The sequence below is a fragment of the Nonomuraea aurantiaca genome (assembly GCF_020215705.1).
In the GTDB taxonomy this organism is placed as follows: domain Bacteria; phylum Actinomycetota; class Actinomycetes; order Streptosporangiales; family Streptosporangiaceae; genus Nonomuraea; species Nonomuraea aurantiaca.
Genome location: NZ_JAIWNB010000024.1, coordinates 55,148 through 68,160, shown reverse-complemented (window position 1 = coordinate 68,160; position 13,013 = coordinate 55,148). Strand labels below are relative to the sequence as shown.

At 68.2% G+C, this 13,013-nt stretch carries 16 protein-coding genes; 9 read left to right on the top strand and 7 right to left on the bottom strand.

The window, feature by feature from the left end:
* The first annotated feature begins 98 nt into the window (after positions 1-98).
* From LDL49_RS41205 to LDL49_RS41185, 5 genes are all read left to right on the top strand, one after another.
* Positions 99-470, top strand: a complete 372-nt coding sequence (locus LDL49_RS41205) for a hypothetical protein (RefSeq protein WP_225299996.1) — start codon at positions 99-101, stop codon at positions 468-470.
* Between the two features lie 256 nt (positions 471-726).
* On the top strand, positions 727-1,155 hold the full coding sequence (locus LDL49_RS41200; protein ID WP_225299994.1) for a DUF4180 domain-containing protein: 429 nt from the start codon (positions 727-729) through the stop codon (positions 1,153-1,155).
* Between the two features lie 108 nt (positions 1,156-1,263).
* On the top strand, positions 1,264-3,375 hold the full coding sequence (locus tag LDL49_RS41195) for a transglycosylase domain-containing protein (protein WP_225299992.1): 2,112 nt from the start codon (positions 1,264-1,266) through the stop codon (positions 3,373-3,375).
* 205 nt (positions 3,376-3,580) lie between these two features.
* A complete protein-coding gene (locus LDL49_RS41190; RefSeq protein ID WP_225299991.1) occupies positions 3,581-4,009 on the top strand; it encodes a hypothetical protein in 429 nt (142 codons plus the stop codon).
* A 106-nt stretch (positions 4,010-4,115) separates the two neighbouring features.
* Positions 4,116-4,769: an HNH endonuclease family protein gene (locus LDL49_RS41185; protein ID WP_225299989.1), complete on the top strand. Its 654-nt coding sequence runs from the start codon at positions 4,116-4,118 to the stop codon at positions 4,767-4,769.
* A gap of 2 nt (positions 4,770-4,771) precedes the next feature.
* On the opposite strand, the gene LDL49_RS41180 is transcribed toward LDL49_RS41185, so the two are convergent.
* From LDL49_RS41180 to LDL49_RS41170, 3 genes are all read right to left on the bottom strand, one after another.
* On the bottom strand, positions 4,772-5,185 hold the full coding sequence (locus LDL49_RS41180) for a DUF2871 domain-containing protein (RefSeq protein ID WP_225299988.1): 414 nt from the start codon (positions 5,183-5,185) through the stop codon (positions 4,772-4,774).
* A gap of 62 nt (positions 5,186-5,247) precedes the next feature.
* Positions 5,248-5,754, bottom strand: coding sequence for a cupin domain-containing protein (locus LDL49_RS41175; RefSeq protein WP_225299986.1), 507 nt, complete (start codon positions 5,752-5,754; stop codon positions 5,248-5,250).
* 38 nt (positions 5,755-5,792) lie between these two features.
* Positions 5,793-6,167, bottom strand: coding sequence for a DUF4267 domain-containing protein (locus tag LDL49_RS41170; protein ID WP_225299984.1), 375 nt, complete (start codon positions 6,165-6,167; stop codon positions 5,793-5,795).
* A 210-nt stretch (positions 6,168-6,377) separates the two neighbouring features.
* Here LDL49_RS41170 and LDL49_RS59425 point away from each other — a divergent pair, with 210 nt between their 5' ends.
* The gene (locus LDL49_RS59425; RefSeq protein WP_225300215.1) at positions 6,378-6,584 is read left to right on the top strand and encodes a GNAT family N-acetyltransferase; all 207 of its coding nucleotides are present in this window, start codon (positions 6,378-6,380) and stop codon (positions 6,582-6,584) included.
* Positions 6,585-6,603: 19 nt separating this feature from the next.
* On the opposite strand, the gene LDL49_RS41160 is transcribed toward LDL49_RS59425, so the two are convergent.
* On the bottom strand, positions 6,604-8,196 hold the full coding sequence (locus LDL49_RS41160) for a sensor histidine kinase (RefSeq protein WP_225299981.1): 1,593 nt from the start codon (positions 8,194-8,196) through the stop codon (positions 6,604-6,606).
* A gap of 132 nt (positions 8,197-8,328) precedes the next feature.
* On the opposite strand from LDL49_RS41160, the gene LDL49_RS41155 reads away from it, so the two are divergent.
* Together LDL49_RS41155 and LDL49_RS41150 are read left to right on the top strand one after the other, a co-directional pair.
* Positions 8,329-9,213, top strand: coding sequence for an ABC transporter ATP-binding protein (locus LDL49_RS41155; RefSeq protein WP_225300213.1), 885 nt, complete (start codon positions 8,329-8,331; stop codon positions 9,211-9,213).
* Positions 9,210-9,953: a hypothetical protein gene (locus tag LDL49_RS41150; RefSeq protein WP_225299979.1), complete on the top strand. Its 744-nt coding sequence runs from the start codon at positions 9,210-9,212 to the stop codon at positions 9,951-9,953. The genes LDL49_RS41155 and LDL49_RS41150 overlap by 4 nt, the downstream gene beginning before the upstream one ends.
* Positions 9,954-9,970: 17 nt before the next feature.
* On the opposite strand, the gene LDL49_RS41145 is transcribed toward LDL49_RS41150, so the two are convergent.
* The 3 genes from LDL49_RS41145 to LDL49_RS41135 all read right to left on the bottom strand — a co-directional run bounded on the left by LDL49_RS41145 (position 9,971) and on the right by LDL49_RS41135 (position 12,022).
* Entirely contained in the window at positions 9,971-10,627 is a 657-nt protein-coding gene (locus LDL49_RS41145) for a response regulator (protein WP_225299976.1), read from the bottom strand.
* A 46-nt stretch (positions 10,628-10,673) separates the two neighbouring features.
* Positions 10,674-11,282 (bottom strand): hypothetical protein, encoded by a 609-nt coding sequence (locus LDL49_RS41140; RefSeq protein ID WP_225299974.1) that lies wholly within the window; start codon positions 11,280-11,282, stop codon positions 10,674-10,676.
* A 185-nt stretch (positions 11,283-11,467) separates the two neighbouring features.
* Complete coding sequence (locus LDL49_RS41135; protein WP_225299973.1) at positions 11,468-12,022, bottom strand: TetR/AcrR family transcriptional regulator; 555 nt, start codon at positions 12,020-12,022, stop codon at positions 11,468-11,470.
* A 104-nt stretch (positions 12,023-12,126) separates the two neighbouring features.
* On the opposite strand from LDL49_RS41135, the gene LDL49_RS41130 reads away from it, so the two are divergent.
* Positions 12,127-12,774: a VC0807 family protein gene (locus LDL49_RS41130; RefSeq protein WP_225299972.1), complete on the top strand. Its 648-nt coding sequence runs from the start codon at positions 12,127-12,129 to the stop codon at positions 12,772-12,774.
* Positions 12,775-13,013 lie beyond the last annotated feature (239 nt).

Sequence of the window (13,013 nt, the reverse complement as noted above, 5' to 3'; positions counted from 1 at the left end):
TTTAGTGGGAAATTTCCTCATTAATGTCGCTTCACATGTGCGTTGTCGCATTTGAGGTCTAGCGAGAGGATCGGCGGACGATGCCAACAGATATTGCTGTGATCCTCAATGATCAGCCGGGTGAGCTGGCCCGTCTCGGCAGGGTCGCCGGCGAGGCGGGCGTGAACATCCAGGGTCTCGCGGCTTTCACCGGAGAGGGCAAGGGCGTCGTACACGTGCTCGTAGATGACGAGGCCGCCGCCGGCTGCCGGCAGGCGTTCGAAGGCGCCGGGATGGGGATCGCCGACGAACGTCCCGTAGTCGTGGCGGACATGGACGACCGGCCGGGCGCGCTCGGCGACCTGACCCGGCAGCTCGCCGACGCCAACGTCAACATCGACCTCGCCTACACGACCTTCGGCGGTGTACGGATCGTCATCGCCACCGACGACATGGCGAACGCGGAGTCGGTCCTCGAAAGCAGGCGCTGATCCTCGTCACGAGTCGCGCTGATTGACGTCGCCGATACCCGCCGCTATTGTCATTTTGGAAAATGACGACCAGGCGTGAATTCACCGACCGTCTGAAGACGAAGGTCAGGAGCCGGACGATGGGCAGGAAAGTAGCGGCCATGATGGTCTGCTCCGCCTGCGATCCGGCCGCTTCGTCCTGTTGTCGCGCCTGACGCGCAACCTCCCTCACACACCGCCCCACCGGCGGTTTCTCGCCGCATAGCCGAATGACCGCGTGCGCATTTTTTATTTTCTCCCCTTCTCAAAAAGAGCGGATACTTTCATGGCTGAAACGCTTTCCCTTGTTCAGGGATTCCGTGTTCTCTCGTGCTCCCCTAATGGCGAACCGATTAAGGACGAACGCGCCGCCACCGATCTGGTGGGTGAGGCGTGGGGGCAGCGCGCCGAGGTGATCGTCATTCCGGCGGAACGACTCGACGACGCCTTCTTCCAGCTCCGCACCCGGATCGCGGGTGACATCATGCAGAAGTTCACGACGTACCGGCTGCTTCTGGTGATCCTGGGGGACATCTCCCGGCACACGGCGGCGAGCTCGGCCTTGCGCGACTTCGTTCATGAGACGAACCAGGGTGACCACGTCTGGTTCCTGCCCAGCCTGGAGCACCTCGACGAGCGCCTGGCCCTTCGTCAGCCTGCCCTTTGACCAGGGTTCATACAGAATCGGATATTGATCTCGTACGTATAGCGCTATTAGACATCGTCAGATCAGTTCTGATTTGCTCCTGACCTCTGCTGACCAAGAGAGGCTCGGATGGCGCGTCGGGGGACGAAGATCGTACGGCTCACTGCCGCAGGGGTGGCCGCGGGTGTGCTCGTGGCGGGGATCGCGGTGCCGGCCGTGGGGGGTGCGGCGCTCGGGTTCGCGTCGGCGGTGGGCGAGGCGGAGCTCAAGCCGGTCGCCCTGGTCGAGCCGCCGCCGGCCGAGGTCACGATCGTGCAGGACGCCAAGGGGAGCGAGATCGCGCGCTTCTACGAGGAGTATCGGGAGGTCGTCGGCCTCGACCAGATCGCCGAGGTCATGAAGACGGCGATCGTCGCGATCGAGGACTACCGCTTCTACGAGCACGGCGCGATCGACATCGAGGGCACCGTACGGGCGCTGGCCAAGAACCTGCGGGCGGGCAAGGTGAGTCAGGGCGGCTCCAGCATCACCCAGCAGTACGTCAAGCAGGTGCTGCTCAACTCCGCCGACACCGACGCGGAACGGAACGCGGCCCTCGAGGCCAGCTACGCGCGCAAGCTGAACGAGCTGCGGTACGCCATGGGGGTCGAGGAGAAGTACACCAAAGACCAGATCCTCGGGAAATATCTGAACATCGCGTACTTCGGGGCTGGCGCCTACGGTGTCGAGGCGGCGGCCAAGCGCTTCTTCGGCGTCAAGGCCGCCCGGCTCACCCTGCCACAGGCGGCGACGCTGGCGGGCGCCGTACAGGACCCGAACGCCACCGACCCGAACATCGACAAGAAGCACCGCGAGAGGCTGCTGAACCGCCGTAACGTCGTGCTGAACCGGATGGCCGAGCTGGGCAAGATCACTCCGGCCGACGCGGCCGCGGCGAAGGCCACCAAACTCGGCTACAAGGGCACCAAGCTCCCCGGCGGCTGCGAATCCAGCAAATACCCGTACTTCTGCCTGTATGTCCGGCAGGAGATCCTCAGCAACCCCGACTTCGGCAAGACCGCCGCAGCACGCCTGGCGATGCTCAACCGCGGCGGCCTGACGATCAGGACCACGATCGACCCCGTCATGCAGAGGGCCGCGGATCGGGCGATCAAGAAGTACGTGCACGCCTCCGACGATCCCGTGGCCGCCGAGGCACTGGTCCAGCCGGGCACCGGAGCGATCAGGGCCATGGCCGCGAGCAGGCCGTACGGCGGCGACCGCGCCAGGAACGAGATCTCCTACAACCTCGTCGCGGACGCGGTGCACGGCGGCGGCGCCGGATTCCAGGCCGGCTCCACGTTCAAGACCTTTACCCTGATCAGCGCGCTGAAGAATGGCATGAAGCTCGACGACGGCCTGAGCGCGGGCGCCGGATACCGGGCCCCGGCCTATTCGACGTTCAAGAACTGCAAGGGCGAGAACATCGGCGACCCGACGCACACCGTCACCAACGACGAAGGCTCCCCGGGGTGGAAGACGCTGCGGACCGGCACCTGGGCCTCGGTGAACACCTTCTTCATGGAACTCGAGCGGCGGGCCGGGCTCTGCGAGACGGTCACCACGGCCAAGTCACTGGGCATCCGCCGCGCGGACGGGCGGAAGCTGCAGGAGTACGAGACGTTCACGCTCGGCATCAACGAGATGGACCCGGTGACCGTGGCCAACGCGTACGCGGCGATCGCGGCACGCGGCAAGTACTGCGCGCCGACGGCGATCACCCGGGTCACCGACCGCGACGGCAAGGCCACCCGGTACCGGCCGAAGTGCCGTCAGGCGCTCGACCCCGCGATCGCCGACGCGACGGCCGAGGTGCTGTCCGGCGTGCTCACCAAGGGCACGATGCGCGAGGTCGGGGGCATCGGGCGGGACGCGGCGGGCAAGACCGGCACCACCGATGACTACGCTTCGGCGTGGTTCGCCGGGTTCACCCCGGACCTGGCGGCGGCGGTGAGCATCGGGGACCCGCGCGGCTCCCAGAAGCACAAGCTGACCGGGGTGACGATCGGCGGGCGGTACTACGGGATGGTGGCGGGTGCCACCCTTCCCGGGCCGATCTGGAAGGACACGATGATCGGCGCGTTGACGGGCGTGCCCCCGACGTCGTTCTCCCCCATCGACACCGCGCGATTCGAGGGGTGCTCCCAGGGTTGCCGGCCCGCATCGACGCCGGCCGAGGACGACAGCACGCCGGACCCCTGAAAGGCATCGCGCAGGCCCGCAGCGGGCGTTCGCGGCGGGCGTTCGCGGCGGGCGTTCGCGCGAAACCCCTGGTTGGATGTCCCGCGCGCGTGTGGTGCTGATCACCTTGGATGTGTGGATTTCTCCACAATTGATCGCTGGCCGTCTCCCTAATGTCTGTCCTACCGGACGAACCCGGCAGCACCGAACAAGGGGGAGGAACCCAATGCGTAAGACCTTTGCGATCGCGGCTCTGGCCGGCTCGATGGCCTTCACCGGTATCGCTCTCAGCCCGGCCGCCCAGGCGACCACCCAGGCCACGACCACCGCCGGGAGCGCGACCGCGAGCGCGACCAACTTCACGGTGACCTGGGGCAAGTTCTTCTCCAGTGACCGCAAGGCGTACACGTTCGGCAAGACGTGGAAGAGCGGTGGCAAGGTCTTCACGACGTGGCACGGGGTGGACAAGGTCGGCGGCAAGAAGGGCTGGGTGTGGTTCGAGTACTACCAGAACGGCAGCTGGCACAAGTTCAACCGCTCGTGGGACGGCGAGGTCGTCGGCCGCTGGAGCGGGCGGGGGATCAAGAAGGTGTACACGTTCACCTGCTGGGCGGGCAAGTTCGACAACTGCGGCCGCAAGTACCGCATCTACTAAACCGGGCGACGTAGCGAGCGGTGGCCCAACCGCACCGGCGCGCGTACCCGTAGCGTCACCGCCGTGAATATCGCGGTCAGCGGGAGCAGCTGGTAAGGGTAGAAGCATGATCTTCTTGAGGCGGACGGTGGGAGTCGCCGTACTCACCCTTCTGGCCATCCCGATCACCGCTGCCCCGGCCACGCCCCCGGCGGCTGCCGACGTGCGCAAACGGTCGCAGATCGAGGGCGGGACGACGGGTCGCCGCATGCTGGCCCAGCTGAAGGTCGCCAGGCCGTTATCCATCCGTGGTTACAGTCACCAGCGGTTCCTGCCCCGGTGGGCGCATCACAAGGGCAGGTGCGACGCGCGTGAGGTGGTTCTGGCCCGCGACGGGCGGCACGTACGCAGAAACGCCGCCTGCCACCCGGTCAAGGGCGTCTGGTACAGCCCGTACGACGGTAAGCGGCTGAAAAGCGAAAGACTGGTGGACGTCGACCATGTCGTGCCGTTGTCGTACGCCTGGCGCTCCGGTGCCAGCAAGTGGAGCCAAGCGCGGCGCCGCGCATTCGCCAACGACCTCACCCGCCCCGAACTGCTGGTGACCAGCCATTCCGCCAACATCGCCAAGGGCGGTCAAGGACCGCAGAGCTGGCGTCCGCCGCGCCGCGCCTATTGGTGCCGCTACGCGACCTCGTGGATCACCGTGAAGCATCACTACCGGCTCCTCGTGACCCGAAGGGAGAAGGTGGCCCTGCTCAACATGCTCCGCACCTGCTGAGATCAGGACGATCCCTTGGCGGGGATCCGCTTGCCGAGGTTGATGAAGAAAAGGACCAGGCCCACGGTCAGCACGATGTGCCCCAGTCCGGCGATACCGGAGATCATCGCGCTGGTCTGGGCGCCCAGGACCGTCTGGGTGCCGTGGATGAGCATGATCAGGACGGTTAACGCGAGACCGGCGTTGTAGACCCAGAAGGACCAGTTGAAGAGCCTGCTGGCCGACAAGGTGAACAACTTCTCCAACGCCAGCACGACGAGATAGAAGAGCATGCCGAGCGCGAGCAGGTGCGTGTGCACCACTCCGAGCTGGGTGTCGCCCGTGAAGCCGGTCAACTTGGTGAGCTCGCGATAGTACAGACCGCTGATCACGCCGATGATCATGTAGATGTGCGCCGCGTGATAGAGCTTTTTCACGATTACAACCTTTATCGGTGATTTGTCAGGGTTGATCAGCCGGAACCATCGACGGCGGCGCTTCAGGGCCTGGCGTCGTTCCAGGTCGCGCTGGTGAGGAAGTAGGTGTCGTAGAGCTCCTGCACGTCAAGGAGGCTCTCCGGCGGCACCTTGCCGTACGCGATGCGCTCCAGGTGGCGGAAATACTCGAACCGCTCGACGCCCGGAGTGATGACGATGAGGATGTCGGCGTCCTCTCCCGGCGCCGCGGCGAAGGCATGGGGAAGACCGGCCGGCACGATCACGAGGTCCCCACGCTCGGCGGTGACGACCTGCTCGCCGGACAACAGCTGGGCGGTGCCGTCGAGCATGTAGAACAGCTCGGCGGAGGCGTCGTGGCGGTGCGGTTTGGCGCCGTCCGCGCCGTTCGCGAGCGTGACCCGCTGGGTCGACAGCGCACCACCGGTCGAGCTGCTGTCGGCCAGCAGCCGGATGGTGGTGGGGGCCTGGCCGATCACTTCGGCGTCCCCGGAGCGCACGATGACGGACTTGTTCGCGTTCTTGTCGGAGTTGGGCGAGATAAGCGACATTTCAGTGACTCCTTCAGGCTCAGACGAGAGTTTCAGGCTCAGGCGAGGAACAGCAGGGCAGCGCAGATGAGGACGACCACGGCGGTGGCGAAGTGGATGCCGAAGGCCACCGCCTTGGTGCCACCGTTACGCAGGACGATGACAGTGTCGGACAGGGGAAGGAGGGCGACGACCAGCATGAGCCAGGCCTCGGCGCGGACCCCCACGAAGAAGAGCAGGGCCAGGCCGACGATGCCGTAGACGGAGTCGCGCATGCCCTTGATGGTCAGGTAGGCGGCGGCGTCCCCGTCTTTTTTGGCGGGCACGCCGTAGCCGGCGGCGGCGGCCTGCGGGACCAGGAGGAAGCGCAGACCGATGAAGAGGATGAACAGGTCGAGCACGACAGCGAGCCCGTAAGCGATGGGGGTGAGCACGATGTACTCCAATTTCTAGCGCCGCTAGTTGCAAGAGTGACGCTAACATAGCCGCGACAGTTGCGCTAGCGGCGCTAGCATCGCGGGCGGCTGACACCAGGCGCGGCCACCTGGAACCAGAGCACAACCTCGACCGGACCAGCCGCACGACCCTGTGGAGCTGTCGGCTGCAGCCGGAGAGCTATTGCAAATTAGGTCGCCGAGCTCTTCATCCACCCCGACCATCAAGGCCAAGGAATCGGCCGACAGCTCCTCACCCGGGCGACCGGCCCTTGGCCCGCCGCCTGGCTCATCACCAACGCCCAGACTCCTGCGGCCGCCCTCTACCGCAAACTCGGCTGGCAAGAAGCCGGAGACCTGCCGGCCGACTTCTACCCCCAGCTCAAGCTGTCGGTCTTCGCGCTGGCCAGGGGCTGATTGAGACGTACTTCGTCCGTCAGCGCCGTACGGTCGGCACCTCGTCCTTGTGCGACAGCCGTCCGCCGGTGAAACACAGCCGGTACGCCGGCGACGGCGAGCTCGCCCTGATCCGGTAGAAGCGGCACTCGTCAGCACCCCGCGGATCCGCAGGTGCGCCCCTCGGCCGCCCGCCGTCGTTCACCTGGTACGCCGGCAGCCGTGATCCGAGCGACGCCAGGCTCTGACCGACGCGCAGCCCCGTGTACACACCGGCGTCCAGCACCGAGCGGTGCGCGGTGTAGAGGTCGTAGCCGGAGGTCAGCAGCATCAGGGCGGTGGCCGCCGCGATGGGCATCCAGATCGCGTCGATCACTCTGCGCCGTACCTTGCGGCGGGCCAGGGCGAGCTCCCGCTGGGAGTCGGGCGGCGTGGCCGCGGCCCCCGCGGTGAGCGGCAGCCGGGCGGTGACGGCGAAGCCGCCGTCGGCGGGCCGCGCCCACAGCATGCCTCCGGCCAGCCGTACCCGCTCGTCCAGACTGATCAACCCATAGCCACCGCACGCTTCGCCGGGGAGGGCCGCCGGCAATGGCCCGGCCGGGGGCGCCGCGTTGACCACGATGACCTCCGCCTCGCCAGACGCGTGATCCGTGCCCAGCCGTACGGTGACCGCGGCGCCCGGCGCGTGCTTGGTGGCGTTGGTCAGGGCCTCCTGAACCACCCGGTAGGCCGCCCGATCAGCCATCGGCGGCAGCGGGCCCAGCTCGCCGTGGAGCGTCACCGCCATCCCCGACGCGGCGGCCCGCTCGACCAGGGCGGCCACGGTGTCGCCGGACGGCAGCACGGGCGCGCTCTCACCGTCCTCCCGCAGCACCCCGATGATCTCGCGCAGCCGCTCGGTGGACCTCGCGGCGGACCCGCGCAGCTCGGCGGCCGCCTGGCGGGCGGACTCGTCCAGCCCCGGATGTACCTGGAGCGCGGCGGCGCTCAGCGCGATCAGGCTCAGCTCATGCCCCAGCGAGTCGTGCATGTCGCCGGCGATCCGGGACCGCTCCACCAGCCGCATCCGCTCGCCGATCAGGCTCTGCTCCCGCTCCAGACGCTGGGCGAGCTCCCATCCGCTGCGGACGAGGCCGTCGTGCTGGCGGACGTAGCGGCCGGCCAGCCAGGGCAGCAGGATGTTCGTCACCGCGGTGGTGACCAGCGACAGCCAGTCCGCCAGCGTGCGGCCGGGGGTGAGATTCACTGTCACCAGCCCCGCCAGGCACACCCCGGCGAAGAACAGCAGCCCGGGACGCATGCCGGCGGTCCGCCGCCCCAGCAGGAACGCCAGCAGCAGTTGGGGGACCATGAAGGTGTCGGTGTACAGCTCCGGGGTCACCGCCAGAGCCAGCCCCACCGGCACCGCCGCGGCCACGACCGGCCGCCGCCGGCCCACGGCCACGGCCAGCGCCAGCAGCGGTACGGCGGCGATCCTCGCCCAGGGCAGCGGAAGACCGGGAGGCTGCCCCACCTCGGACGACTCGTTCGCCAGGAACACCGGCACGGTGATCGCCAGCCAGAGCAGCAGATCGGCGCCCTGTTCGCGGCCCGGGAACGCCTTCGTGACGATGTCCCGGAACGACCGATTCATGGCGATCACGCTACGCGACGCCGCGCACCGCGACACCTGACGAAAGTAAGGGGCATCCGCTGCCGATCGTGCATGATCCCGGCCATCCCCGGATTCCTATGGTCGAGACCCTGTCGGCAAAGGAGCCTGATGATGATCACCCTGCACGGACTGACCAAACGTTACGGCGACAAGACCGCCGTCGACGATCTCACCCTGGAGCTCACCCCCGGCACGGTCACCGGCTTCCTCGGCCCGAACGGCGCCGGAAAGTCGACCACCATGCGCATGATCATGGGCCTGGACTCCCCCACCTCAGGCACCGCCCTGATCGGCGGCCGCCCGTACGCGGACCTCGACCGTCCGCTGCGTACCATCGGCGCCCTGCTGGACGCCAAGGCCGTCCACCCCGCCCGCAGCGGCCGGGACCACCTGCGGGCCATGACCGTGAGCCAGGGCCTGCCCTCCTCCAGGGTCGAGGAGGTGCTCGCCCTCACCGGGATGGCGGAGGGAGCCCGACGCCGCGCCGGTACGTACTCCCTGGGCATGAGCCAGCGGCTCGGCATCGCGGGCGCGCTGCTCGGCGATCCCGAGGTGCTGATGCTGGACGAGCCGGTCAACGGCCTCGACCCCGACGGGGTCCGCTGGATCCGCACACTGCTCAGATCGCTCGCCGCCGAGGGCCGTACGGTCTTCGTCTCCTCCCATCTGATGAGCGAGATGGAGCGCACCGCCGACCGGCTGATCGTCCTCGGCAAGGGCCGGCTGATCGCCGACGAGCCGATGGAGCGCCTGGTCGCCGGCTCGGAGGTGCGGGTACGCGGACCGCGGCTGCGACCGCTGGCCGACGTCCTGCCCGCCGCGCGCTGGACCGGCCCGGACGAGCTGACCGTCAGCGGCCACACCACCGAGCAGATCGGCCGGCAGGCGTACGAGCTGGGATTGCCGCTCTACGAGCTGCGTGCCGTCGAGTCCTCGCTGGAGGAGTCGTACATGCGGCTGACCGCCGACAGCACGGAGTTCGGAGCCTCCGCATGAACGCCCTGGCCCGCGCGGCCGCCGCCGAGTGGCTGAAGCTCCGCTCCGTCCGCTCCACCTGGTGGTTCGCCGGCGGCGCGCTCCTGACGATGCTGCTGGTGGCGGCGCTGGAGGCGAAGGACACGGCCGTCTTTCTGCGCAAACATGGCCTACCGGTCGAGCCGGTGTCGTCGGTCGTCGAGGGCCTGGACTGGGTGCAGCTCATCTTCGGATCGCTCGGCATGCTGGCGGTGACCAGCGAGTACGCCACCCGCAGCATCATGGTCACGCTGGCCTGCACGCCCTCCCGCACCCGGCTGGTGCTGGCCAAGGTGGCCGTCGTGGGCGCCACGACGTTCCTGGCCGGCGGGCTCGTCTCCGTCCTCGGCGTGGCGGCCAGCGCGCCGGTGCTGCGGAGGTACTGGGAATTCGACGCCGGGCAGGTGACCGGCCGAATCCTGGCCATAGCGGCGTACCTGGCGCTCGTCGCCGTGCTGGCCCTCGGGCTCGGCACGCTGATCCGCCGATCGGCCGGGGCCCTCACGATGCTGTTCGCCCTGCTGTACGTGCTCCCGATCGGCCTGCAGGGACTCGCCACCTCGCTGAACGCCGAGTTCCTCAACACGCTCGCCGCCTACACGCCCATGCCCGTCGGGGAGCGCTTCATCGCGGGAGAGGCGGCATCCGGCCTCGTACTCACCGCGTGGGCCGCCGTGGTGGTCGCCGCCGGGCTGTGGGTGATGCGCGAACGCGACGCCTGACCGCTGGCTGATCCCCATCAGTCGCCCGGGACCAGCCCGGCCTCGTACGCCAGCACGGCCGCCTGGACGCGGTTCTTCACCTCCAGGCGGCCCAGCACGGCGCTCACGTACGCCTTGACCGTCCCCTCCACCAGGAACAGCCGCCCGCCGATCTCCGCGTTGGACAACCCGGCGCCGACCAGCGCCAGCACCTCCCGCTCGCGCGGCGTGAGCAGCGCGATCCGCTCCTTGGCCGCCGCCTGCCGGCTCATCCGGCCGCCGCTCACCTGCTGGATCACCCGGTGGGCGATCTGCGGCGAGAGGAACGCCGCACCGCCGTGCACGGCCCGTACGGCCGCCATCAGCTCGTACGGATCTCCCGACTTGAGCAGGAAGCCGCTCGCCCCGCCGTCCAGTGCCCTGGTGATGTACTCGTCTTCGGAGAACGTCGTCAGCATCACCACCGCGACATCCGGGGCCGCCCGGCGCAGTTCGGCCGCCGTGCTCAGGCCGTCCAGCAGCGGCATCCGGATATCGAGCAGGGCCACGTCCGGCCGGTGCGTGCGGGCGAGTTCGAGCGCCTCGCGCCCGTTGCCCGCCTCCGCGACCACCTCGATGTCCGGGGCGGCGGCGAGGATGGCTCGCACACCCGCCCGGACCAGGACCTCGTCGTCGGCGAGCAGCACCTTGATCACGCCTCAGACGCTACCGCCAGGTGGACCTGCCGGTCGCCGATCTTCCTCATACCAGGGTCGGGGTGGGCTTGGCGGTCGAGGGGACCGAACGGGAGTCGGTCGAGGGGGCTCGGTGGGAGATGGAGGCGAAGGAGACGAGCAGGAGGATGGCGCCGAGCGGGATGAGGTCCTTGTCGATGTTCGGCATGATGAGGTCGCACAGGACCAGAAGGGGCGTCCACCCCTTGATCCGGCGCATGACGGCGAGCCGGACGACCAGCGCGAACTGGCCGACATAGAACAGGTACGGGCCGACGTCGTAGGCGGCGAAGGTGATCCCCGGGGTGTCGCGGATCTCACGGCTGAGAAGGCTCATGCTCAAGTTGTCGGCGGACAGCAGTCCAGCCACGACGTCGATGGTGAACTGCGTGGTCAGAGCGAGAGCGCCGGCGGTGGCGACCACTGCGATCACGGTGGACAGCGCGTCCCCTCCCGCCATCCGGCGCATCTGCGAGAAGATGTACACGAACAGCCCCATTGCCGCGATGAAGGCCAGATGCCCGGTGGTCCAGGCAAGGCCGGGGCCACGGCTGCCGTCGAGCCCGTCAAGAATGCGGATCACACCGTAGGCGAAGGTGAGCAGTGGGGCGGCGACGAAGGCGATGCGGGGGTTCATCTGGAGGCTCCTTGGCGAGGGGTGCTTACGCCCTTAATCCTGGATTTTCGCTCGCCGAAAGTAATCGCCGAGCGGAGCGATCTCCGCCATCCCCCGCACGAGGGACAGGTATCGCCCCTGTCGGCGAGGTAATGCCGTCCTGGGAGTGCCGGGGCCGCCGCCCCGGTCATCCGCCGAGCGGCAGGTCACTTCCTGAGGCGCAGCAGGCGGTCCACGAGGGTGCGGGCGTGGTCGGGGCCGATGGGGCGGTTGAAGAACATCGCGTGGTAGTAGACCGGCGCGATGATCACTTCCATGAACTCCAGCAGGTCGGGAGAGCCCTCCCCGCGCTTGGCCGCCCGCTCCAGCATGTCCTGCAGTTGGACGGCCCGGTCGACCAGGTAGGTCTGGTGCTCTTGGGTTCGGGTGCTGATCTGCGCGGCGCGTACGTACAGGGGGCCGAGCGGCCCGGCCACGTCCGCCGCCAGCTGGACCGCGTAGGCCTCCAGGTCGCCGCGCAGCGACCCCGTGTCGGGCACCGGCGACTCCTGCGACAGCCGTTCCATCACCACGTCGTCGACCAGTGCCTCCAGCGTCCCCCAGCGGCGGTAGACGGTGGCCTGGTGGACGCCCGAACGCTCGGCGATCTGGGGGATCGACAGGCTGTGCCAGTCCTGTTCTGACAGGAGGTCGAGGACCGCTTCGTGGACCTGCTGGCGGACGCGCGCGCTTCGGCCTCCCGGCCTTCGTGCCTGTTGCATGCCTTCACTTTAACGCGAAGTTCCTTGCGTTAGCCCTCCCCGAGGGCTTATCTTGAAGCGAAATTCTTCGCGATAAGGAGCACCGCTATGGAGAGGACCTGGTCATGAAGGGCGGCTTCGTCAAGACGATCCTGGCCGATGTGGCACCGCCCATCGCCGCGTACTACCTGCTGCGCGCGTTCCACGTGAGCGAGTACACCGCGCTGCTGACCGCCACCGCGGTCGGCCTAGCCCGCACCGCCTACATCGCCCTCCGCGAGCGCAGGCTGGACGGCTTCGCCGCCTTCACCGGCCTGGTCTTCGGCATCGGCCTGGTGCTGGCCTTCTTCACCGGCGACGAGCGGTTCATGCTGGCCATCAAGTCCGTCAGCACGTTCGCGATCGCCGCCGTCCTGATGGCCACCTGCCTGATCGGCAGGCCGGCCGCGTTCGCGCTGGCCATCCGCTTCGGCGCCGAGGACGAGAAGACGGCGGCCCGCTGGCGGGTGCTGTACCAGGCGGACCCGGCCTTCCGGCGCGTCTATCTCGTGATGACCGTGACCTGGGCGCTGGCCCTGCTCGCCGAGTCACTGATCCGCATCCCGCTCATCTACCTGCTCCCCGTAGACGTGATGACCGGACTGTCGACCGTCCTGCTGGTCGGCACGCTCTGCCTGATCGCCGCCTGGAGCGCCTGGTACGGCAAGCGCGGCGAACTCGCCACCCTCGCCGGGACCGCTACGGACTCACCGGACAGCTCTGCCCGCCCTTGATCCCAGGGGTCGGCGCGACATTCCCGACCAACGCCGCCATCATCGACAGCTACCAAGGAGAGAGCGCATGAGCGATTCTGCGTCTACATCGGCGGAGCGGATGCGCGGTCCCCGTACAGCAAGCTGCCCAAGGGCGAGGTGGTCCTCTCAGTGGCTCAGGTGGCCGTCGGCATCGTGGACCACCGGGGGGACGTTCCGTAACCGAAGCGGTGGCCAGGCCAAGACGCACAGCGGGCGCG